Below are 22,989 nucleotides of genomic sequence, written 5' to 3' on the forward strand. Positions count from 1 at the left end.
GGCAAGTGAAACCTACCGCCCATGGGTTAGCTATACTCATAGCTCAGCGGGCTTCGTCTTTCCATTTGTTCTCGCGGTACATATCATTCTAGCGGCGCGAGGTAGAAAGCGGGCCAGCTAACGAAAGTCTACGTTTCAGCTGATCTTCATAAAGCGACTGAGGAACTAATTGCTCCCCTTGCCCTTCACCCTCTACGATGTCTTCAGGTGCAGTTGAGTCACCCTTTTTCAGTGACGTTAGAACTGCAGAATAATCGCCTTTGGTACCGATGACATATCCATAACCTCCCTGTTTAGAAATTACACTATAACTACTCTTCACAGGTTTTCCTTTACTCTCAGTGTTCCAGTATACGCTAGAGCTAGAAGTTAGAGCGTGAGGGACAGTCCCCCACACACCGCGGTGGGCAGCCGTGAAATAGCTATTTTCTACGGAGCAACCGTCATAGAGGTTAGAATGACTAAAATGCATATGGGCGTCTGAGCCGGAACCATTCGTCTTCAGGGTTCCTTTCAGTCCAGTCGAGCATTGGGTATCTTTATCACGACAGCGGTAAAAAACATTACCGCTAGATCCTGGATGAGAAATCACAATGCCATGCCTAGAATAGCAGGCGAAGAAATGGTCGATGAGACATTCGTTACTATTTTGGACCCGCACCATATAGCCGTTACCGCCACCGCCGCCGTATTGGGGCCGCTGAAAAGAGCAATCTTTCACAGTTACTCTGAAGGAATCATCAAGCTTCACACCATTAGATAGAAGATGCGCTGAGCTCGTATTTTCGTCTGGCTGATAGCTCTTCACATTGACCAGCCAGCTATCGTAAACATCATGCATGAGCACGGCCCATGATCCATGTGTCATGTGAGCGCCAGTCCCCTCCACCTTATAATCTTTATCTCCCCAGCCTTCGTTAGTATTTTGCACGTTAGCCAGTTGGATATTTTCCATCCCGGTCTGGGATATCCAGCCTGAAACTTTCCCCACTCTAGCATTGTCTCGCACGAGGTAGCTGTAGCGCGCTGGCACATCTACCAGAATCCACCCTTCGCTTGGGTTAACTTCTAGCACTTCTCTTTTATAAATTGCTGGTTGTGGCCGAGAATTCTTCTTCCAGAATTTAACTTGCCCGTGTTGTTTGATCCAATCATCGGTGAAATCCCACGATAACATCACGATATCTCCGACCGAGAACGCGCTAGCATCTTCAACATACCATTTTCTATCAGGGCCCAATATATCTTGGCTAAGTTCACTTTGAGTCTCAGCTACAGCTTGTCCCTCAAACAGAACGATCACAGACTTAGTCATGTCGGTACTCGTATTTAGCAGCTTAGTTTGGCCACTAGAGCAGCCACGCAGTACTACCCCAGAGGTGGAAATCCGCAGACACCAGTTAGAACCACTTGCGCGGCTCAGTCTATATTCACCAGTATCAAACAATACTACTCCTCCACCAGCACGGCTCGCTTCATCGATTGCGCGCTGAATCGCCACGGTGCTATCTGTGCGCCCGTCAGCTTTTGCCCCGTAGTTAGAGACACGAAATACTGGTCCTTTCACTTGAGGCACGGTCTGCTCACCGCGTTGGTAGCCAGCATAGGAGAAATCCTGCAAAAATGGCTCACCAAATCGGACTTGATCAGCGCTCGGTGGCTGCCAGTCAGCGGGATAATATTTGCTGCGCCAAGAATCATCGGCGTGTAAAAAATGAATCGCCAAAAATAACAATAACGAGACATTTTTATAAACCGAATTTCTATTCCTGTAGCTATCCATCATTTTAGCAGCACGATTTCAGCCCCCATTCAACCATATGACATGATCGTTAATGACGACATTTGCTTACCGAATGAAGTCCTCTAAAGGAGATTTTTGGACATATAATTTCCACCAATAAAATACCACATTGACCCGAATGCGCATATACTTCGCCTAAAAAAGAAAACCTCATTAGCATTGATCAGATTAGTAACTCAGGCATTTTAGCTAGGTGGAACTCGTTATACAATCATACCGCAACCACCATCGTCCAACATGGATCCAGGCAAGCTTGGATTCGGTAGCTAGCTGGGCCCAATCATCTGGCCACGACTATCAACTAGCTGACGACAATGACATTTTGAGTCTACTTTCTAGCGAATTCAAAAGTAAGGTAGGTCAACGCTGGCCCATGCTCACCGACCTCGGTCGCCTACTCTTATCTCGGCGAGCTCTGCATGCTGGCTACCACCGAGTCATCTGGCTAGATGCGGATGTATTTATCTTCCGGCCCGAGCTCATGCAGATACCTGAAAAGCTAGCTGACGGTTATGCCTTTGGTAGAGAAATTTGGCTAGATGATAGAGGACGTGTTCGCCGCGGCATCCACAATGCACTTTGCGTCTTTGAGCCAAATAACCCCTTCTTAGACTACTACATCCATGCCTGTAAACGCATCATAGACGTGCACAGTGGTGAAAATCTAGCACCTCAGCTACTCGGTCCAAAGTTTCTCAAATCACAAAACTCATTGCTCAACATGTACCAGTTAGATCATGTCGGTATGCTCAGCCCATATATCGCTGAGCATCTAGCTGCAGGTGATGACAGCGCGCTACGCAAGCTGCAGCACTTCCACCAAGGTCACCTAGCTGGCTTAAACCTCTGCCTATCTATGCTCGATGAGCCACTGGCTAACAAAGTCACTGATTTGCTAGCCAGTTGGTCAGTCAGCTAACTTGGTTTCACTTTTAACAAAGCAAATAAACCAGCGATCACGATTACAATCCCTACGATAGAAGCTAAGGGCGGCACCTCTGCGCCGAGAAAAAGGATTTCCCCTATCAGAGCAAAGATCATGGCGCTGGCCTGAGTGGCGTCAACCAGTCCCAGTTCATTGGCCGTTTTTGCTTCATTCCTAGCATATAGAAAAATCCCCGTGCCCAAAACTCCGGAAAGCAACGCAACCACGGAAACATTAAGCAGCTGGCTAGATGACGGCACGCCCACATCTACAAAGAAATACAAAACCACCCACAGCGGCAGCGCGCCAAAAGCTAACAACATCACCTTCGCAAAAGGGTTTCTCACCACCTCTGGGTCTAGTGTTGGCAAGCCTAACCTCCCCACCTTAGCCTCCCAGACTAACTGATTTCCAAAGGGATAACAAAATGACGCGATCAATACTGGCACCGCTGCCAGCAGAGCGACACCAAGCGAGTCAGCCTGACTACTCGCTAGGTTGACTAATACAATGCCAATGAAAACCACAATCACACCAAGCCAAACCTGCTTGTGCAATTTTTTTCCAAATCCAGCTAACACAAACAATGAAGCAACAATGGTGAACTGCCAAGTGGTAGCGACCATCCAGCCGGGAGCCTTAGTGATCGCATAACATTGTAGAGTATAAAATGCCCCATAACCAATGCAGCCAGCAATGCACCAAAAGACAAAGTGACGTTTCAGCTCGCGCAGGCATTGAAGCACAAAAGGCAGGCCTTTATAGCTGCTTAGGCCAACGATAATAATCAAGATCGTGGCGACATAGCGCAAACACGAAGTCCAAAACCAATGGCCACCAGTTAAGCTAATAGCGCGGTTAAAGACGAAGGTTGAGCTAAATAACAAGCCTGCTAGTAAACCCAGCAACAACAATCTGACCATACCGAGAGGCTTAGTTTACTATGCCCTTGCAGCACAGTAAATATAACGACCAACTATCAAACGTCTGCTAGAAGTCTTAATAGCTGGGAATGATCAACGACTGACCGATGCGAATCGTGCTCCCTTTCAAGCCGTTAGTACGCTGGATCGCGCTCACCGAAGTATTGTACTTACGCGATAAACCGTAGAGGGTATCGCCTTTTTTTACCGTATAACGAGTAGGCTGCTTAACCTTAGGTTTTACTTTCACTGGAGCTGGCGCTGCAGCTACAGGTCTCGGAGTCGTCTTGCGCGGTGCTTGGGCTACAGGTGCAGGAGTCGATTTTCTAGCAGTTGAGGTTTCTCTAATCTCAGGAGTCACGCGCGTGGATTTCACCGGAGCTGAGCCCATGGCAACTTGCGGCGCACTGCCACTTCTAGACCTTGGCGGCCCGTCAGCCCATGATTCTACATAGTTTCCACGGCTATCAAATGGTCCAACCGAAGGGTTAAATGAGGGAGTACTTCGATTTTCGACAACGCCATTGCTGCCGCCTCCACAGCTGTGAAGCAGCACGCTCATGGCCACCACAGAAGCCCCCTTGATATATGCCTGAAATCCTCTCATTTTGCGCAGTATGCCACAGCCACCATTGATGGCAAAACTTACTTTCGAAAAGTTCGAACGCTGACACAGCTCAATCATTTAGAGAATGAAGCAGTTGCCGGCCCAGCCTACCTACTAGCCGCAGATTCGCTATGCATGAGGCCTACAATCCCATGCGCTGGCGGGTTCTGGCGAGGTAGTCTTTGCCGAAGTCTGAGCGATGTTTGATTTCCTCTAATGGTTTTGCCTTTTGCACTTCCTCTAGCTGCTTGAGTTTCCCTAAGTCTAGCTTGAGCTCTTCAATCAAGGAAAGCGCTGCCAGAGAAGTAAAGACCTGGTTTGTACGGTTATCAGCCAGCTCAAACATGTGCGTCGCTGCAGCTAGCTGGAGCGCCTTATCGTCAGGGTATTTATTGACCAATAAACGCCAAGCCACAATCTTTGTGCTAGCGACATCTGACTTCGTTAGAACCTTCACGGCTTCCACATCGACCTCGCTGAGAGCCTCCGCTGATTGTTGCAAATTGACTAACACCCAGTAGGCTTCCAGCCCGCTAACGCCAGCTCGAAGTTTCGCTAACATCATTTTTTCCATCTCCGCCTTGGGTAAAACCTGAGCATTAGCAATTTCTAGCAATCGCTCCATTGGATACAATTCATTATCTTGAGCTAGCTGATAGGGCGTGATTCCCGCTGTCTCAGAGGCTGATTGCATCTGCGCTTCGGGCATTAAGGCTAGATCTCGTATCTTCAACAGCTGGCCATTTTGCACCTCACGAAAACGCTGCAAATCAGCTGTATATTTGGGATTGTTAGCAAGATTGACCGTTTCTTCAGGATCATTCTCTAGGTCGAAAAGCTCTTCAGCTGGATGTGGTTTCCAATATGCAGCCTGCACCTCATTGAGCTCACCACGCTGGAACATCTCGTACCATACCCGCGTAGCTGGCGTCTTCATCTGATAGTCCAAAACCTGCCCGTGAGCAATGTGAGGATAGTAGTTGCGGATGTACATGAACCGCCCATCGGTTACCGATCTACAGCTATCAGTCCGTTCATCCATGCGGCCACGGAAGCCAAAGCTATAGGTCGGAGCTGGCTGGGAAAACTTGCCCATAAACGCAGCCCCCTGATAGCGCTGAGGAATTTCAACTCCTGCGATAGACAATACTGTTGGAGCTAGGTCAATAAAGCTCACTAACCTATCAGATGATCCTCCCGCAGTATAGCCAGCTGGAGCTAGATGTTGCCATTTCTCTGGTACATGCACAATCATCGGCACATGAAGACCCGACCAACCTGGGAAACGTTTATGCCTAGGCATGCCGGATCCATGATCGGCATAAAAAAAGACGATGGTATCTTCAGCTAGCCCCGCTTGGTCCAGCTCATCCAGATGTTTTTTCAGATAGCTATCAACCTCAGTTAGACGATCGTAGTATTGCGCCCAATTTTTCCTAACTTCTGGTGTATCCGGGTGGTAGGATGGAACATTCACGCCCGCTGGGTCATGTTTGGCATTGGGGTTCTTATTGCGCAGCTTGCTCTCATGAGAGACCGTTGTATTGAAAATGGCAAAAAATGGCTGGCCGTCGGCACGGTTTTTCCAGTGAGCCTTGGCCGATGAATCATGCCACGGTTGATCATGGTAGACGAAGTTGTAGTCCTGCTTGGTTGTGTTCGTTGTATAGTAGCCAGCCTTGCGTAATAGCGTTGGATAACATTCTAACCATTCAGGAACAATCACCTTTGAGCGCATGTTTTGCGCGCCAAAGCTAGCTGGATACATGCCAGAAATGATTGTCGTTCTAGCTGGCGCGCACACTGGCGCCGAAGAGCTCGCCTGAGTATAACGAAGTGACCTAGCAGCTAACGCGTCTAGCTCAGGCGTAGTGGCATACTCATCACCATAGCAGCCTAAATGTGGACCGTGATCTTCCGCAGTGATCCAAAGTATATTCGGCAAATCAGCCGCAATCCCCTTGATGACCGTGATGCTCAAACAACCGAGAACAGCCCATTTTGAAAGTCTTTTCATCTCCATCATTACGCGATGGTCTAGCATGAGCTGACAACTATAATAAACGAAAAACGCCTAACTGGCTAACCAGCTAGGCGTTATCTATCTCTCAGCTATTACAGCTAGAGTATGATTTGATTAATAGCGGTAGTGAGCAGGCTTGTATGGGCCTTCAACCTTGACGCTGATGTAGTCAGCTTGCTCTTTAGATAGAGTGGTTAGCTTACAGCCAATTTTCTCAAGGTGCAGACGCGCAACTTCTTCGTCGAGTTCTTTTGAGAGCAGGTAAACTTTATTTTCGTAGTCTTCCTTATTTCTCCACAGATCGATCTGAGCGAGTGTCTGGTTAGCGAAGCTGTTGGACATGACAAAACTTGGGTGACCAGTAGCGCAGCCGAGGTTGACCAAACGACCTTCAGCGAGCATGAACAAGCTGTTGCCAGCTGGGAATGTGTATTTATCCACCTGTGGTTTGATGTTGAGTTTCTCGATACCAGGGAAGGCTTCGAGCTTCTCTACCTGAATCTCGTTATCGAAGTGACCGATGTTACAGACGATGGCCTGGTCAGCCATTTTTTCCATGTGCTCGATAGTGATGATGTCTTTGTTACCAGTAGTGGTGACGTAGATGTTACCTTCGCCCAATGTGTCTTCGATAGGCATCACGCGGAATCCTTCCATCGCAGCTTGTAGTGCGCAGATTGGATCGATTTCGGTAACAATAATGTTAGCGCCCATGCCTTTAAGAGCTTGAGCACAACCTTTACCCACATCGCCGTAACCACAAACAACGGCCGTTTTGCCAGAAATCATGACGTCAGTAGCGCGCTTGATGCCGTCTACCAGACTTTCGCGGCAACCGTAAAGGTTGTCGAATTTAGACTTAGTAACAGAGTCGTTAACGTTGATGGCAGGGAAAAGCAGAGAACCATTTTCCACCATCTGATAGAGGCGATGAACACCAGTAGTAGTTTCTTCAGAAACACCCTTGAGCTCAGGCACGACAGTGTTCCAGCGAGTTGGCTCTTCGGCGTGAATTTTCTTCAGCACGTTTTTGATGATGCCTTCCTCGGTGCTTTCAGCTGGCTGGTTTACCCAGTCGCTACCATTTTCTAACTCGTAACCTTTGTGGATGAGCAGAGTGGCGTCGCCACCATCATCAACGATCAGTTGAGGACCTTTTCCTCCAGGGAAAGTTAGAGCGTTAACTGTACACTCCCAGTACTCTTCAAGAGTTTCACCTTTCCAGGCAAAAACAGGAACTCCAGCTGCGGCAATGGCTGCGGCGGCGTGATCCTGAGTAGAGAAGATGTTGCATGAGCACCAGCGTACGTCAGCGCCGAGGTCAACGAGAGTTTCGATGAGTACAGCAGTCTGAATGGTCATGTGCAGTGAGCCCATCACGCGCACACCTTGCAGTGGTTTTTCAGCTGAGTATTTCTCACGAATCGCCATCAAGCCTGGCATTTCGTGCTCGGCGACGTCGATTTCTTTGCGGCCAAAATCAGCCAAGCTGATGTCGGCGATTTTATAATCTTGGGCAGTTTGTTCTAAAGTTGCTGTCATTTGATTAATTAGTTAAATTTGATAGGGTTAGACTGATGCTAGCTGGAGCTCAGCTACGGCTTGTTTGAGCTCGTCTACTTTGTTGATTTCTTCCCAAGGAAGATCGGCATCTTCACGACCGAAGTGACCGTAGTTAGTAGTCTTGCTGTAGATAGGGCGCAGTAAATCTAGCTGAGCAACGATGTCAGCTGGCTTGAATGAGAAGACCTTCTTCACCGCTTCAACGATTTTTTCTTCATCTACCTTGGCGGTACCAAAGGTATCTACCGAAATGCTAACTGGAGTTGGGTGACCAATTGCGTAGGCAACTTGGATCTCCACTTTGTTAGCCAGCTCGGCAGCGACGATATTTTTGGCCACCCATCTGCACATGTAGGCAGCTGAGCGGTCCACTTTGCTAGGGTCTTTACCAGAGAATGCACCACCACCGTGACGGCCCATACCACCATAGGTATCGACGATAATTTTACGACCAGTGAGACCACAGTCACCTTCTGGCCCGCCGATGACGAACTTACCTGTTGGGTTGATTAGAATTTCCGTACTTTCATTGAGCAGCTCAGCAGGAATGATTTTATCAATCACCTTGGCCTTCAATGTGCTAGAAATTTCTTCATGGCTAACATCTTCAGTGTGCATGGTAGAAATTACCACAGCGGTAACCTCTGTAACTTTGTCATCTTCGTAGCGGCATGATACCTGAGTCTTGGCATCTGGGCGCAGCCAGTTGAGCTCACCATCTTTGCGCAAACGAGTCACTTCTTGCGCCAGCTGGTGGGCGTAAGTCACAGGAGCAGGCATCAGCTGAGGGGTCTCGTTAGATGCATAACCAAACATCAAACCCTGATCGCCAGCGCCTTGTTCTTCGTGAGCTTTTCCTTCAGCACCTTTATCATCAACCCCTTGGGCAATGTCGCCTGACTGCTGGCCGAGAGCATTGATGAAGACAAAACGATCCGCGTGAAATGCACAGCCGTCATGGACGTAACCAATTTCTTTGATCGCCTCGTAAACAGCTGTCTGATAATTAAAATCAGAGTTGGTAGAGATCTCACCAGCCAGCACAACCATGTTGTCCTTGACCAGCGTTTCACAAGCCACACGGCTATTCGGGTCGCCCTCCAGGCAACGATCTAGGATGTAATCACTGATTGTATCACAGACCTTATCTGGATGACCTTCAGTTACTGACTCAGATGAAAATATATAGCTCATAATCTTATGCGTTGAATGTTCGCATCAACAAATCTTGATTTGTAGATATATCACATTCAGACAAGGTCAACCCCATTATTTGAATCAATTTTGCTCTGGTCCAATTTTGCAGGCTTGTACTCGGTCAGCATCTCGTAGAATAATGACAACTCAACCGATACATGATTCACGTGAAAAATAGCCTATGGATACTAAGCGACGGCAAACTTGGCCACCAAAACCAATCATTGGGTTTGGCCGAAGCCCTCGCCAATCAGTTTCCCCCTGAGCAAAAACCCCGAATCGAAATCACCTCACTGAGCGGCTGGCTCTGGCAGAGGCTTTGCCAAGTCCGGCGAGCATCGCGCGCTTTTGACTCCCCGCCCATTGCCATCATCGCAGCTGGGCACAAAACCCACCTGCCACTCATGCGGGCCGCCAGCAAACTCAAGGCGCCGAGCATTTTGCTGATGAAGCCATCGCTGCCATGCAAATACTTTGATCACTGCCTCGTGCCCGAGCACGACCTGCTCGACAAAACAGCCTGCCCAAATACCATCACCACCAAAGGCGCCCTCAACCGCGTGCCAGCTCACAGCCAGCAGACTGCTATTCCCAAAGAAAACCTAGGACTAGTGCTGCTTGGCGGCGAATCCAAAGAATTTACCTGCGACAGCGAGACGCTAGCTAGCCAGCTGCAAGAAATCGCTAACCACTCAGACATCAAACAATGGCAAGTGACCGACTCACGCCGCAGCCCAGTAGACCTGCTCTGCAAGATTGATTCCTCGCTGTACGAAAAGTTTCCCCACCAGGAAACCAATGCCGACTGGCTACCATCCCAGCTAAGTAGCGCCAAAGAAGTATGGGTCACCCGAGATAGCATCTCCATGATCTACGAGGCGCTCAGCTCCGGCGCAAAAGTGGGCCTACTACCCATGCCGCGCAAAAATAAAGACTCCCGAGTCAGCCGCGGCGTTGACGAGCTGCTCAACGATAAATTCCTCACCTCATTTGAAGAATGGCAGCAAACTCGCCAGCTCCACACAGCACCACATATTCTCAGCGAAGCCAGCCGCTGTGCCGAGCTGTTATACGAAAAGCTTGCCCTCAAGCCATCTTAAGGCAAATTCAGCAAGGGCTGCTCATGCAGCAGCCCCAAAACTTGCTTGCCTCAGTATATGAAAATTCTAGTCACAGGTGGCTCAGGCTTCATCGGCTCGGCGCTCATCCGCCTTCTCATCGGTGAATCCGACCACCAAGTCGTCAACATCGACAAACTCACCTACGCGGCGAATCCAGCGGCTCTAGCCGAGGTTCAAGACAATCCAAGATATCGTTTTTACCGTGCGGATATCTGCGACAGAGTGCAAATACGCGAGCTCATCCAAAGCGAAAAACCTGACGTCATCTTTCACCTCGCGGCAGAATCACATGTCGACCGCTCGATTGACTCACCAAGCGAGTTTATTCAAACCAACATCATAGGCACCTACACCCTCCTTGAGCTAGCCGCTGATTATTTCCAATCCCAGCCAGCTGAAAAAAAACAAGGTTTCAGATTCATCCACATCTCCACAGACGAAGTCTACGGCGACCTGCCCGAAGGTGGCAAATTTACCGAGCAAAACGCCTACAAACCCAGCTCCCCCTATTCAGCCAGCAAAGCATCTGCCGACCACCTCGTGCGAGCTTGGCACCGCACATACCAGTTGCCCATCATCATCACCAACTGCTCAAATAACTTCGGCCCCTACCAGCATCCAGAAAAGCTCATCCCCAAAACCATCACCAACGCGCTAGCTGGAAAACCCATCCCCATCTACGGCAGCGGCAAACAAGTCCGCGATTGGCTCCACGTAGAAGACCACGCCTGTGCCCTTAAGCTAGTCATGGAAAAAGGTACCATCGGTGAGACCTATAACATCGGCAGCAACAACGAAATGCAGAACATCGAAGTCGTCACCACTATCTGCCAAATCCTCGACCAAATGATTCCCAAAAAACCAAATCACATTTCCAGCTTCGCTGAGCTTATCACAAAGGTAGCCGACAGAGCCGGTCACGATTTCAGGTACGCCATAGACGCCACAAAACTGCAAAGCCAGCTAGGCTGGCAGCCGACAGAAGGCTTCAAAGATAAGCTTAATAGACTGTGCATCGACTCGGGTGCAATGTATAATACAGCTTGACCTATTTCTCAATTTCATTTCTCCATATGAATATCATCAATAACATCTTCACACGCTTTTTGAACCCTCGGGTTATCCAATATAGCCCACCAAGAAGCGGTAGCACATTAGTCTACAATATTCTCAGAGAAATCTTCCCGCAGAAACAAATCATCAAAACGCATGCCTTGGAGCGCCGTTTCGAACGAGATCAGATCGTCTCCACTTACCGCAACCCTCTTGACGCGATCAGTTCATCAATTAATAGATACAAACTGGAAGCGACAGATGATGTCATCGAGCAACAAATTCAGGAATTTAAAGAAAACGGACTCTATGACATCTTTAAAGTCATTGATTCACCTAAAACTCTTTTACTAAAATACGAAGATTTCTACGATAATTTTGATTACATCTACGCCAACTTAGAATCACATTTCAACATTACCCTTAATCAGGAACTTAAAGATTCAATATCCAGTAAACTCTCTATCCCCTCTGTCAAAAAAATGACAGCCAAGATGAACGACTTTAGTGAGTTTGACCCAGAAAACCACTTTCATGGCAATCATATATCTGAGTTCAACGGCCAAATTGGCCGCTATAATCAGGTGCTAAATAAACAACAGGCGGAGCACATTCGTACAGAACTAGCCGATTATATGAAACATTTTGGCTATTAAATCAGCCCATCGCCAGATACTTTAATACTTATGTTTCTTTAAATCTCAGCGTGACATTAGCTGCAATCTTGATAGATAACAGCGACCTAACTCTCTAATTTAACTAACCAACACGTATGTCATCACACTCGCAAACCCAATATCTAAATTCAACACTCTGCATTTGTATCGCCATATACAACCATGCCGAATATATTGAAGATTGCCTGCGCAGTATTTTTGACCAAAAACTACCTAATATCTCAGTCATAATCTGTGATGATAAATCCACAGATAATTCACTGCAAGTCATCGGCAACTTGTCTAAAAAGTGGCCCATCACCATTCTCTCAAACAAACAAAATAAAGGTGTTTCAGAGACGTTTAACCACATCTATGCCAATGCCCCTGAATGTGATTATTACATGAACCTTGGCTCTGACGATAGGCTTGAGACTGGCGCTCTTCAGAAAATGCTAACATTCATGCAACAAAACCAGCATGTTGCGGCAGTAACAGGTGGCTATCATGTCATAGACGAAAACGGCAATAGGTCAAACTCTGGCCCTCCAGCTAAATATACACCAGGTCCACTTGACGCTTATGACTGGTCACTAGGTCAGCGCGAGCTCCCCCACCCATGGCTGATGATACGAGCCGCCGCGCATAAAGAGATGAGGCCGATCCCTAGCTACCTCATATTCGAAGACCTCTACATGGTCATGTGGCTCGTTTCTGAAAAGCAAACCATTCACTGCTTGGACGATATTACCTTCTCCTATAGGCAACACAGCTCCAACAACTCAAGTAACCACTTCAAAACAGGGCTCGCGGTACTCGAAACATGTCTAGAGTTCTATTCATCAAGAATTGCCCGTAACTATCTCAAGTGCCATTATTTCTATAACAAGAAAAAGCTCGTCCGCTTCTGGATAAACACAGCAAATTGCTTTCCAGCACTGCACAACCTATCTAAAAAGCAACTCCTCCATGCGGCTTCATCTCTCAAGGCCTCAGCAACAAAATGAAGGTTCTTATATTAGTAGACCATCTCAGAGGAGGAGGTGCTGAAAAGGTCACTATTAGACTAGCTAAGGCTCTCGTCGATAAAGGCCATATGGTTTCAATAGTAGTTATTGAAGACGATAAATCATATCTTGAACTACCTGCTCAGGTCTACTTTGAAGCTTGGAACCTAGAAGAGATCCGACATTGGCGAGCTCACAAAAAGTCGGCTATACCCAATATCTCAGCTCAACTGAATGAGATAAATAAACGCCAAGGAGATTTTGACCTCATACTTGTCGCATGGGAGCACTCTCATTGCCTAGCAAACCAATTACCACAAGATAAAACATGGCTATGGATCCACAGTCAAATAGCCGACTGGCCGCATCCTCAATCTACATTTAACCCTCTAAAACGTCTACAATCATACAAACTAGGACGCAAGCAGCAGCGGGCAAACAAGCAACTCAGAAAGATCTACCAGCACACAAAAGCTATTGGTGTAACTATTGACGTCCTCACTGGCTTAGAAAAGCGTGTAGGCTTTGAGTTTGCCCACAAAATATCTATTCCTAATGTTCTAGATATTGATGAACTTAACGGTCTAGCAAACCAGCCGTTACCTAAAGACCTAACTCAACCTGCAATCATGTTCTTAGGCCGCTTGACCGAAGCAAAAGGAGCATTCGATGCGATTCACGCGTTCAAGCAATCCAACATCGATGGTCAACTCTGGATGGTGGGAGATGGTGCTGATAGAGACAAACTCGTAGCCTTATCTGAAAAATTAGGCGTTAAAAATAAGGTTATCTTCACTGGTTTCTTATCCAACCCATACCCCTTACTTAAAGCCTGTAAATGCCTCATACTAACGAGTTACTCAGAAGGTCTCCCAACAGTATTATGCGAAGCAATTGCCCTTAAGACGCCCTGTATCAGTACTAAAAGCTCTAGCGGACCTTCTGAAATATTAATAGGCCCACTAGCTGTCGGCCTTGTAGACGTTGGCAATACCCCTCAAATATCAGCTAAGATCAAAGATTTCTGGGAAAATCCAATAATTCCCCAGGCTGAACTTGCCAAACGGTATTCCCCAGATGTGATCGCTAACGAGTTTTTAAGTCTCGTAGCTGACTGATCAAAGTCTTCAGCGTTTCTTTCCTCGTGAACTCATTATGGATTGCCATACCTACAGGAATCCAAAAAATAAGCACGTCTGGTGAAAACTTATAGACAACATCTACTACACCACGGCCGTCCACACAGAGAGGTAGACCGCCAAGCCCTAGAAGTAACAGTATCTTGATCTGGTGATGCTTTAACTCTAGCCCAGCCTGTACTAAAGTTTTAATACTGACTGATATAAGTAGAAATAGGCCGAAAAAACCTCCGTGAAAGAAAGCTGCTAAGTAAACACTATGAGAATGAGGGAAACCTAAAGGGTTATATAAACAAGCATCGTTAGCTAACAAACCCTTACCGAAAATATACTCATTCGCGTGCATGCGCCCCAGCAACTGCTGCCAGAAGGCTATCCTGCCTGAATCTTTTCGATCTACTAGGCCCTCTGCTGAGGTAAGAATTCGTTTCTCTTCCCCAGCGAAACTGGTTTCAGCATAACTGGATAACCAGAAATAACAGCCGAAGGCTACCATCAAAGCTAAGATAGGTACAATAACCCGCTTATCTCTCATCAGCAGTATGTACATGGCGAGCATAATAAGAACTCCTAATATGCCACCGCGTGACGATGTTAATAAAACTGCAGTAAAACAGATAACCAAGAGAGACATATCAAGACCTGCTAGACCTATGCTTTTATCACGCATATGTAAAAGGAGCATGAAAAAGGCAGCCAACCCATACACCCTAACGGAATGATTTGCATGTATGAAGCTGAAATAATGATCCAAGCGTGCTTGGGGCTGAAAATCTATCAAGAATTGAATAATATCGTGACTAATACCAATACAAGCTATGATTAGTAAGCCGTATGCTAGACGCCTATATTGTCCAAAAACTGGTGCCGCCTGATGATAGGCCAGTATGAAAAAAACTACATAACAAACTCTTCGAAAATAACCAAATACATCACCAGTATCCGAGACGCTTTCTCCCCACAAGACACTTACAAAGATGTAACCTAGCAATACTAGGACCCATTTAAATAAGCTGGATCCCCTGAAAAGTTGATAGAAGCTGGCTGGCTGCAGCAAAACCACCGGAGATATAATTAGTATGGTAAATAGCGAGCTACCAATCTTATGCGCGGGCGCAACTATAGTGATCAACGCAAAAAGCGCCAAACCTACAGCACACAAATACGAGCATATTTCTGCTCTTTTTTGAAATTTTGAAATATAGTTTTGATAGTACTGCATGTTTCTTCTAATTTGAGTGATCTCGCTAACCTCGATCAAATCATTTTCTTTATATGGGCGTAGTAGCGAAATAATATCCAATTACTCAGACGCCACCACTTCTTCCTAGCTTTCACAAAAATAAGCGATAACAAATCATACTCATATCGCATTAATTTAGGTGGGTCATTTTGAATGGTACTCTCATCTTCTAATGCATGACACACAATTGGTGGATCTATCGCTCTGATTACACAGCCATGAAACCATGGTCGGCATAGCACCATGTCAATGGCATCATGTATTTCTGTTATGCTATCTAAAAACTTTCTAGCGGCGCCTTTAGTAACAGCATAACACTGTGTTCCCATGTCGTAATAACGTAAACTGGCAATACTATAATGATCGTCGATAGCTTTTTCTATCACCTCTTTTCGGCTTGCTATATGTCGATGTAGATAGAGTAATTCCCAATGCTCTTCATAAACAGCTAAAGAATGCATCAACTGGTTTAAATCACCAACGAGTTTTACATCATCTTCCATAATTACAGCCCAAGGAAGATCGCCATTTGCGATTTGCTCCATTACCCGTAAATGACTCAAGAAACAGCCCATTTCGCCTCCACTCATAGGCCTGACAGAATGAACCTTACGTAATCTATCCGTGTAGAGGTCACTCATTTCACCAGCGTCTTTTCCGCGGCCATCTACTGCTTCAACAAATTCATATGGAAAATCCAGCCCATGCAGTACTTGCTCACATTTCTTCCGTCTCACCACGGAATCCTTTAAATTAATTACAAATACCTTCATCGCCTTGTTGATAAAATAATCCTAATAACTAACAAATTGCCCATCATCAATTTCACCTATTCAACATAGCGTCTATTTCAGGATGACCTGTTCCAATAATTTAGGTATACGCCTCAATTTATTTCGTAGTGAGCAGCCAACTGGATCATTTGGTAAATGAGTAAAAAAGTCATTCAACCTAGCTCTTAATTGCCCATCACGCTCTTCAATTGCAGCCCAACCACCTACTATTGGTTCCGCTGATAGGTAACTTTGATAAAGTTCTTCATCGCCATCAACCTTCATCACAAATTCAGCTAATTCCTCTAAACTAGAAAAATTATGAGCATTGATAAATGCTTGAGGGTTAAATTCATGAATAACCTCTTCGTTACCCCAATAAATAGGCACCGTACCAGAAGCCAGTGCCTCACCTAACTTTTCAGTTGTATAACCCAAGTTAGATTCATTCTCAAATGAGATATTGAACCGGTGAGAGGCTAGAAACTCAATTTTATCATCAACTGGCCCTCCTACATTATTACGAAACCTGCCACCTGATGATACCTCTTTTTTAGATGATAATATGTCTAGAAATTTATTTCTGTGCAACTCAGGTGATCCGTTAGATGCTACAAATGAACAGAACTTCTCTTCCCCTGTATGCAGAGCAATACGCTCCTGTCGGTCGGACACAAAGGAGTCAAAAAAATCATAAATGCGATATAACGGCAACCTGAAGTTATTTTGACTATCAGCATCAAAGGTTAAGGCAAAATCACAATTTCTAAAGTCAGGCCTATCATTCTCCCCAGTAAAGTAAATCTTCGGCCCCTTAAACATGCGGTGGGTCCTTCCGAAGCAAGAATAAATCAAAACATCAGGCTCATCCGATAGTTCAATATCAACAAGGCTCTTGAGATATAAATACAGACGGTTCTTCTCTTTTTCAGATCTTGTGCTTTCGTGCCAAAAATCAGCTAGGTCTACTTTTATACTCATACAATTAATGACGACTTCAAGTTACTCTTAAAATTACAACGATTAGTATCTACGACAGGATAGCTATAGTAAACAGCCTAAACTTTAGCTGTCTAAAGCAATAACTACTAGCTCTCAAAGTGTGAGTCTATCGCCAGCCAATGACTCGGTGCTATATCGACATCCTCCATAACATCCGCCACATTCCAGCGATTTGGTCTAATTACGAGCCTATCATTTGTATCTGCTAGCAAAGCAGGCCAACGGGAAAAACCACTATTTGCTATAATATTGCCCCAACACTGAGTCATTAAATACATTTCTAGATAAGCTGGGCCGTCAATAGAAACCATGTTTAGCTTATCTTCACATTTTAAATTATCTTCAACCCAATCTAAATCGTCTGAAAACACATAGAACTTAACGTCTGGATCCAACTCTTTGGCCTTTGCTATAGCCTCTTGAAAATATTCGATTCCCAACAAGCCATGATATGAACGAGCCGTAGCTAACGATGCGTAATCACCACGACGTATGTGCAGACTAACAGACTTACTTGATTGAACGTCAGATAAGACCTTAGCCATCCCCTTTCGTTGATCATTTGAAACCTTAAATTCAAAGTCATTTCGCAAAGAATCCATATCATAATACTGAACAGACGCAAAATGCGCATTAATGGATAGAGGCGTTGAAAATCCATCAACTATAGAATTGTAACGGAGTGATTCATTATTCTTGGACTCATTCCAGTAAGTACAACGTAGCGGCTTTTGTTGTAAAATAGTCCCTATCAAATCATCTAATAACCTTCTTCTCCCTATCTGACGTTTTCGTGCTTTAGATAAAACTTCTAATTCTTCAGGGCTAGCTAAATCATATCTCACATTCAAGCAATCCAACTCAAAATCCCTAGGCGTGCACCCTTCGAAATCTGACTTGTAAAACGACAAATCAAGTTTCAACGGTACATCAAGTCTATCAGCAATAGCCCTAGCGCCAGCATAACAGGTCATCTGATTTGCCAAGCCCCCAACTATTTCCATGTATACGGCAGACTCAATCTGATCAGCTTTATAAAAATTCTTCATTGTTTTAACTTGAGGTTAGTGACCATGTCTCAATCTATTTCTCAGGATAAACCCTGTCGTGGTGCTGTTCACTTCGATTCTTGGGAGTTGGAGGAAATCTGGAGTGATAGCGGTTTCTATACCAGCTACAGTAGTGGTTGCGGCTGTGTAGCCGGCTTGTTTACATAATTCGACTGACTCTTTATTATATGAACCGTATGGGTAACAAAAAGTGTTTACCGCTATATCAAACTTCTTTTGCAGTAGGACACGCCCAGTGATGATTTCTTGTTGCTGTTGCTCTGCATCAATCAAACAAAGGTCATCGTGGGTAATCGTATGTGCGCCAATTTCTATGCGTCCGGATTCTATTAGCTGGCCCACTTCGTCATCGCTGAGCTTTGCTTGACGCACGAGTTCGTCACCTGCTCCCTTTTTCTTACCGCGTCGATTCACCCAATCATTGTTGTGGCGGTCGACCACTAAAAAAATGGTGCCGCATGCATCGTACTTTTCCAGAATTGGCAAAGCATTCGTTAGGTTATCACGATAACCATCATCAAATGTTAGGCAAATTGATTTCTCTGGTAATGAGCCAGATTTCAAGCCAGCAGCTAGATCATCTAGAGTGTAAAACGTCCATCCATCATCACGCATCAGCTTGACCTGAGCTTCGAATGCTTTTGGCGAAACTTTCAAACCACGAAACGGGCGGCCTCGTTCTGGCTCTGAGACCATGTGATAGGTCAGAATGCGTGGAAACTTATAGTCCACTGTTGGCAGCCAGAACTTAGACTTTTTGATTAGATTAATCATCTAGGCCATCCTTTCTAGTTAGGTGATGGGCCTCGAATAATTTAGCCTCTTTGAGGAAGGCATAAAATGCATTCACCATGGAATTGACTAGGCCTCGCCAGCCATTGAGACAGGATCGTCTGAGGATGTACGACTTAAAAAGAGCCAAAGGAAACACCACTACTAACTTAAGTACTGACGGCTTCTTCCCTTTTGCAGCCTTCTCTTCAGCGCGCAGAGATGAATAGAGGTTATTCTTATCAACCTTCACTTTGATAGAGGACTCACCATAATGCAAAATAGCATTTTTCGAGTTCTCGACGATCCCATCAACAATCACACTTTCGTGAACTAACTTTTCAGGAAAGTGTGTCTTCGATTTCCTATAAAACCTAACTTTTCGGTTAATACGAACACCGCTAGCTGGAGCTTTTCCAAGAAAAACATCTTTAACTGGAGTATTCAGCGCATCTGCCTGATCAGCCTGGATGAAGGCAGCAATCTCATCAGCTAGTTGTTCGCTTAGTTCTTCATCTGCATCGATGTTCAGAACCCAATCATTAGAACATAATGAGAGTCCGTGAGCTTTTTGCGCAGCGTAGCCAGTCCAGTCGCGGTGGTGAATTTGATCAGTATACTTGCGCGCTATCTTTAGCGTCTCGTCAGAGCTTCCTGAGTCTAGCACAATTACTTCCGCAAAGCGCTGCAAGCTCCGCAAAGCTCTCTCGATGTGAAGCTCTTCATTCTTGCAGATGATATAAACTGAAGCAGGAATAGACATCATATTCTATACCTCCCGTTCATCAGGCTAATGATAAACTGTAGCATGCTCGCTTGCCCGTTAGTGGATACTCGAGGAGTCTGCAACGGAGACTCCATCAGCGGCCTAATCATCTTTTTAGTCGTGCACGCAGTCTTAAAACCTAACTTATGAAGAATCTTAACGTGGGCAGATCCGTAGCGCCCATAGGGATAGGCAAAGGATGTACACGGCTGTCCCGTTAGTTTTTCCACAGCCTCTTTTGATTGAAGAATCTGCGTCTTGGCAATCGAATCAGGCACGTTTAGCAAGTTGACATGGTCCATCGTATGAGCCCCAAACTCAACTAAGCCAGACTCAACCATTTCTCGCATCTGCAACTCATTCATCAATCTATCATCCTTCAGATTAGGGGCATAATAGATTGTAGCCTTAGCTTTATACTTACGCAGCAGAGGAAACAAATACCTATGATTATCTTCATATCCATCGTCCACTGTGATCGCCACCATATTGTCGTGAGGCTCAGCTTCCGCTAGCTCAGACATGGTATAAAACTTAGCTCCTCGTTTTTGGAAATACTGCAACTGCTTCTCTAGCAGCTGCGGTGGTGTATTCATGCCCGATGCTTCCTTATATGGATCGATATGGTGATACATCAATACACGCGGCCAATTCTTTGGACGGTTCCCCTTCCAGAATGCATGCCTTGATAGAAAAAACAAAAATCCCGCTAGCGCAATAAGCACTAGGATTACTTGCACACAGATTGGCCAGTCTAATGGATTCATTTTCCGTATACCTCCTCAGCCCATTGATATCTTTCACTAAACTCGCGGTTTTCTATCACCTCGATCATAAACTTTGTTATACGGTCTGCATTGGTGACCAAGTGCGCCTGTTCCCAGCCGGATTGAGCAATTTCAAGCCCAGCTTCTATATTGTTCTGATAGTAATCTATCTTCTCTTCTAGGTCGCTATAGTCATCAAACCAAACCAAATCATTCTCACCAAACAGCTTCGTTAGACCAGCCGTTTTCGGTGAAAATGTCACCAGCCCATTGCCCATCAGCTGGGCTAACCTATCAGAGCTATACCAGTCTACATCAAACCTACGGGACAAGCTGAGTCCCATGCGGCAGCTAGACAGAGCATTATAATAATCAGCACCGTGAATCCGCGGAGCCCCTAAAGCTTGATGAATACGAAAGCGTAGGCCCTCATGGTTATCTCTTAGTTGCAGCAGCAACTCAGCTCGTTCAGGTTCGTTGTAGTCAGAGCCGGCAAAAAATAAATCATGCTCCCATGGAGAATTTTCAAATGCCCGATACCGCTCCACAGCAGAATCTACTGGGTTAGGAATATGCGCCGCCACACAGCCAGCTGAAGCAATCTCTTCTAGCAGCTTCCCTCCTGTGGTCGTAAAAATGACATCACAGTACTGGGCGCGCATTTTCAGGTAATGCAAATTTTTCTCAATATAGATGGGATCCACCCACCACATCGCCACCTTCATCTGCGGATATCGCTGACGCAGTTCGATCAGCGATTTTTCGGTGATCAGTTCACTGTGCCCAAGCAATAATATGTCTGGCTGAAAATTTTCCACCATTTCAAACAAGCGGCGGTTAGCCACGCCAGATCCCATCTTTTTATTCTTAAACGGATTCTCAGAGCGCGCCACATCGCGCTGAGAAAATGCCTGCACATGGTGACCATTTCTAATCAGCCCGTGGTGAAACTTCATGTCCACGTTCATGAACCACGAGCCGTATTTAAACTGCTCGTAGTTGGCACAATGGAGAATATGGAGCGCTGAAAAATTCATCGATTAAGTCGCTAGCTGGCTGATTCAGAAAGTAAGACTTGCTCACAACAGCAGATCCCCCTTTCAATGCCAAGCATCACTTTTATGTCTGGCAGGAAAATACTACTCACTCACGGGTCCGATCAAGGATTTGGTGGCATCGAGCGCCATGTTGTCGAACTCGCTGAATCATTAACGGACAGATATCAGGTCGCCGTCATGGTCGACCAACGGCAATTTCACCACTTTTCTGAAAAAATCACCTGCCTGCCTGTAGAAATGACCCGCAGCCGGTCACACCCAGGGCTGCTCTGGGACGCCCACAAGCAAATCCGCACCTTCCAGCCAGACATCGTGCACGCACACGGAGGGAAAGCGGCAGCCATCGTGAAGACGATAAAACTCATTAAGCCCTCGCTTAAAACCATCGTCACCGTCCATGGATATAAAAAAGACACCCGCTGCTATAATGGCCACCAAGCCGTCATCGCCGTTAGCAAAAGAGTCGCTTCCATGCTCAGCTGCCCAGCTGAACAAATCACCGTGATCACCAACGGCATCCAGCCGCAGCCAACATTACAAACTGGCCCAGATTTTCCGGAAAAAACTCATCCATTCACTTTTCTCACCATCGGACGGCTAGCCCCCGTAAAAGGCTACGACATCCTGCTAGATGCCTTCAAAGGCATCGACGCCAAGCTCTGGCTCGTCGGCGACGGTCCAGAAGAAGCCAAACTCAAACAACAAGCGGCACAGCTAGGCATTGAAGATCAGGTGTGGTTTGCAGGACGCCGTGACGACATCGGCTACCTCATTGAAAATACCGACTGCTGTCTGCTCTCATCTCGCAGAGAAGGCTGCCCATACGTGCTCGGTGAGGCCTTACTTGCAAACAAACCAGTCGTCTCCACAGACGTCGGCAACTGCGCTGAAATCCTCCCAGCCAGCTGGATTTGTGAAACGGAAAATCCAGCCGCCCTTCACGAGCTCATGAAAAAAGCAGCCTCTCAGCCAGATCTCCTCTTTGCCAACCAGCAAGAAGTCTTCCAGCTAGCTAAACAAAGCTACTCGCTCGAGCACATGACCAAGCAAGTAGAAAAACTCTACCAAAAGGTCCTCAGCTAGCAGCAATGCTATGCAACCAGCCAGCAAACTCCCAGCCCTCAGCTGTCCCTTTACTAGAAATACAGCCTCTAGCTTGAGCTATTTACTCAGAGACAACTGCCAGACCAAGAGCAGCCGAAGGAAAAAGTCGAGCCAGCTAGAAGCTATAAGCGGTGCTAAAGCACGCGCACTCTAAACGCCATTCGCCCAGCTATAAACCTCGGCGTACTCGCACCTGTAGCGAGCTTGCGAGCGAACCTTCTACCTGCAGCGCAGCGGACCTTAGGGCGAAGCCCGTACTTTCAGGCCGCAGCCGTACTTGCACTGATCACTGCTCACTTTTTCCCACTGATCACTCCCGCGAAGCGGGTCGCGGGCACAAAAAAGCCCTTACTAAGCTTTCACTTAGTAAGGGCATATAAACCTGGCAACGACCTACTCTCACATGGCCTATCGCCA

At 46.2% G+C, this 22,989-nt stretch carries 21 protein-coding genes; 7 read left to right on the forward strand and 14 right to left on the reverse strand.

Going from position 1 to position 22,989, the window contains the following annotated elements:
* Positions 1–88: 88 nt before the first annotated feature.
* Positions 89–1,786: a glycosyl hydrolase family 28-related protein gene (locus JIN82_RS04980; protein ID WP_200310543.1), complete on the reverse strand. Its 1,698-nt coding sequence runs from the start codon at positions 1,784–1,786 to the stop codon at positions 89–91.
* Between the two features lie 211 nt (positions 1,787–1,997).
* Between JIN82_RS04980 and JIN82_RS04985 the strand changes: the two genes are divergently transcribed.
* Positions 1,998–2,723 carry a glycosyltransferase family 32 protein gene (locus JIN82_RS04985; RefSeq protein WP_200310544.1) on the forward strand — a complete coding sequence of 242 codons (726 nt, stop codon included), beginning with the start codon at positions 1,998–2,000 and terminating at the stop codon, positions 2,721–2,723.
* Here JIN82_RS04985 and JIN82_RS04990 read toward each other — a convergent pair.
* From JIN82_RS04990 to metK, 5 genes are all read right to left on the reverse strand, one after another.
* On the reverse strand, positions 2,720–3,541 hold the full coding sequence (locus JIN82_RS04990; RefSeq protein WP_234041779.1) for a multidrug resistance efflux transporter family protein: 822 nt from the start codon (positions 3,539–3,541) through the stop codon (positions 2,720–2,722). The genes JIN82_RS04985 and JIN82_RS04990 overlap by 4 nt on opposite strands.
* 187 nt (positions 3,542–3,728) lie before the next feature.
* Positions 3,729–4,337: a LysM peptidoglycan-binding domain-containing protein gene (locus JIN82_RS04995; RefSeq protein ID WP_234041780.1), complete on the reverse strand. Its 609-nt coding sequence runs from the start codon at positions 4,335–4,337 to the stop codon at positions 3,729–3,731.
* A 64-nt stretch (positions 4,338–4,401) separates the two neighbouring features.
* Positions 4,402–6,276: a sulfatase family protein gene (locus JIN82_RS05000; protein WP_200310547.1), complete on the reverse strand. Its 1,875-nt coding sequence runs from the start codon at positions 6,274–6,276 to the stop codon at positions 4,402–4,404.
* A gap of 120 nt (positions 6,277–6,396) precedes the next feature.
* On the reverse strand, positions 6,397–7,824 hold the full coding sequence (gene ahcY / locus JIN82_RS05005; protein ID WP_200310548.1) for an adenosylhomocysteinase: 1,428 nt from the start codon (positions 7,822–7,824) through the stop codon (positions 6,397–6,399).
* A 27-nt stretch (positions 7,825–7,851) separates the two neighbouring features.
* A complete protein-coding gene (metK, locus tag JIN82_RS05010) occupies positions 7,852–9,039 on the reverse strand; it encodes a methionine adenosyltransferase (protein WP_200310549.1) in 1,188 nt (395 codons plus the stop codon).
* A gap of 161 nt (positions 9,040–9,200) precedes the next feature.
* On the opposite strand from metK, the gene JIN82_RS05015 reads away from it, so the two are divergent.
* The 5 genes from JIN82_RS05015 (at position 9,201) to JIN82_RS05035 (ending at position 13,997) form a co-directional block, all read left to right on the forward strand.
* Positions 9,201–10,142 carry a mitochondrial fission ELM1 family protein gene (locus JIN82_RS05015; protein ID WP_200310550.1) on the forward strand — a complete coding sequence of 314 codons (942 nt, stop codon included), beginning with the start codon at positions 9,201–9,203 and terminating at the stop codon, positions 10,140–10,142.
* A 57-nt stretch (positions 10,143–10,199) separates the two neighbouring features.
* A complete protein-coding gene (gene rfbB / locus JIN82_RS05020; protein WP_200310551.1) occupies positions 10,200–11,210 on the forward strand; it encodes a dTDP-glucose 4,6-dehydratase in 1,011 nt (336 codons plus the stop codon).
* Between the two features lie 26 nt (positions 11,211–11,236).
* Entirely contained in the window at positions 11,237–11,872 is a 636-nt protein-coding gene (locus tag JIN82_RS05025; RefSeq protein ID WP_200310552.1) for a hypothetical protein, read from the forward strand.
* A 116-nt stretch (positions 11,873–11,988) separates the two neighbouring features.
* Positions 11,989–12,879 carry a glycosyltransferase gene (locus JIN82_RS05030; protein ID WP_200310553.1) on the forward strand — a complete coding sequence of 297 codons (891 nt, stop codon included), beginning with the start codon at positions 11,989–11,991 and terminating at the stop codon, positions 12,877–12,879.
* Positions 12,876–13,997, forward strand: coding sequence for a glycosyltransferase (locus JIN82_RS05035; RefSeq protein WP_200310554.1), 1,122 nt, complete (start codon positions 12,876–12,878; stop codon positions 13,995–13,997). Before JIN82_RS05030 ends, JIN82_RS05035 begins: the two co-directional genes overlap by 4 nt.
* Here the strand turns inward: JIN82_RS05035 and JIN82_RS05040 are convergent.
* The 8 genes from JIN82_RS05040 to JIN82_RS05075 form a co-directional block, all read right to left on the reverse strand.
* The gene (locus JIN82_RS05040; protein WP_234041781.1) at positions 13,966–15,321 is read right to left on the reverse strand and encodes an O-antigen ligase family protein; all 1,356 of its coding nucleotides are present in this window, start codon (positions 15,319–15,321) and stop codon (positions 13,966–13,968) included. The two genes, JIN82_RS05035 and JIN82_RS05040, sit on opposite strands and share 32 nt — an antisense overlap.
* Positions 15,276–16,034 (reverse strand): glycosyltransferase family 25 protein, encoded by a 759-nt coding sequence (locus JIN82_RS05045; RefSeq protein ID WP_200310556.1) that lies wholly within the window; start codon positions 16,032–16,034, stop codon positions 15,276–15,278. Before JIN82_RS05045 ends, JIN82_RS05040 begins: the two co-directional genes overlap by 46 nt.
* A 72-nt stretch (positions 16,035–16,106) precedes the next feature.
* Positions 16,107–17,015 (reverse strand): glycosyltransferase family 10 domain-containing protein, encoded by a 909-nt coding sequence (locus JIN82_RS05050; RefSeq protein WP_200310557.1) that lies wholly within the window; start codon positions 17,013–17,015, stop codon positions 16,107–16,109.
* A gap of 107 nt (positions 17,016–17,122) precedes the next feature.
* Entirely contained in the window at positions 17,123–18,085 is a 963-nt protein-coding gene (locus JIN82_RS05055; protein WP_200310558.1) for an alpha-1,2-fucosyltransferase, read from the reverse strand.
* Between the two features lie 15 nt (positions 18,086–18,100).
* Positions 18,101–18,880: a polysaccharide deacetylase family protein gene (locus JIN82_RS05060; protein ID WP_200310559.1), complete on the reverse strand. Its 780-nt coding sequence runs from the start codon at positions 18,878–18,880 to the stop codon at positions 18,101–18,103.
* Positions 18,873–19,643 carry a glycosyltransferase family 2 protein gene (locus tag JIN82_RS05065; protein WP_200310560.1) on the reverse strand — a complete coding sequence of 257 codons (771 nt, stop codon included), beginning with the start codon at positions 19,641–19,643 and terminating at the stop codon, positions 18,873–18,875. The genes JIN82_RS05060 and JIN82_RS05065 overlap by 8 nt, the downstream gene beginning before the upstream one ends.
* Positions 19,640–20,410: a polysaccharide deacetylase family protein gene (locus JIN82_RS05070; RefSeq protein ID WP_200310561.1), complete on the reverse strand. Its 771-nt coding sequence runs from the start codon at positions 20,408–20,410 to the stop codon at positions 19,640–19,642. The genes JIN82_RS05065 and JIN82_RS05070 overlap by 4 nt, the downstream gene beginning before the upstream one ends.
* Positions 20,407–21,447, reverse strand: a complete 1,041-nt coding sequence (locus tag JIN82_RS05075) for a glycosyltransferase family protein (protein WP_200310562.1) — start codon at positions 21,445–21,447, stop codon at positions 20,407–20,409. Before JIN82_RS05075 ends, JIN82_RS05070 begins: the two co-directional genes overlap by 4 nt.
* A gap of 66 nt (positions 21,448–21,513) precedes the next feature.
* On the opposite strand from JIN82_RS05075, the gene JIN82_RS05080 reads away from it, so the two are divergent.
* Positions 21,514–22,551 carry a glycosyltransferase gene (locus JIN82_RS05080; RefSeq protein ID WP_200310563.1) on the forward strand — a complete coding sequence of 346 codons (1,038 nt, stop codon included), beginning with the start codon at positions 21,514–21,516 and terminating at the stop codon, positions 22,549–22,551.
* Positions 22,552–22,989: the final 438 nt, after the last annotated feature.

This window comes from Persicirhabdus sediminis (assembly GCF_016595495.1).
Lineage (GTDB): Bacteria > Verrucomicrobiota > Verrucomicrobiia > Verrucomicrobiales > Akkermansiaceae > Persicirhabdus > Persicirhabdus sediminis.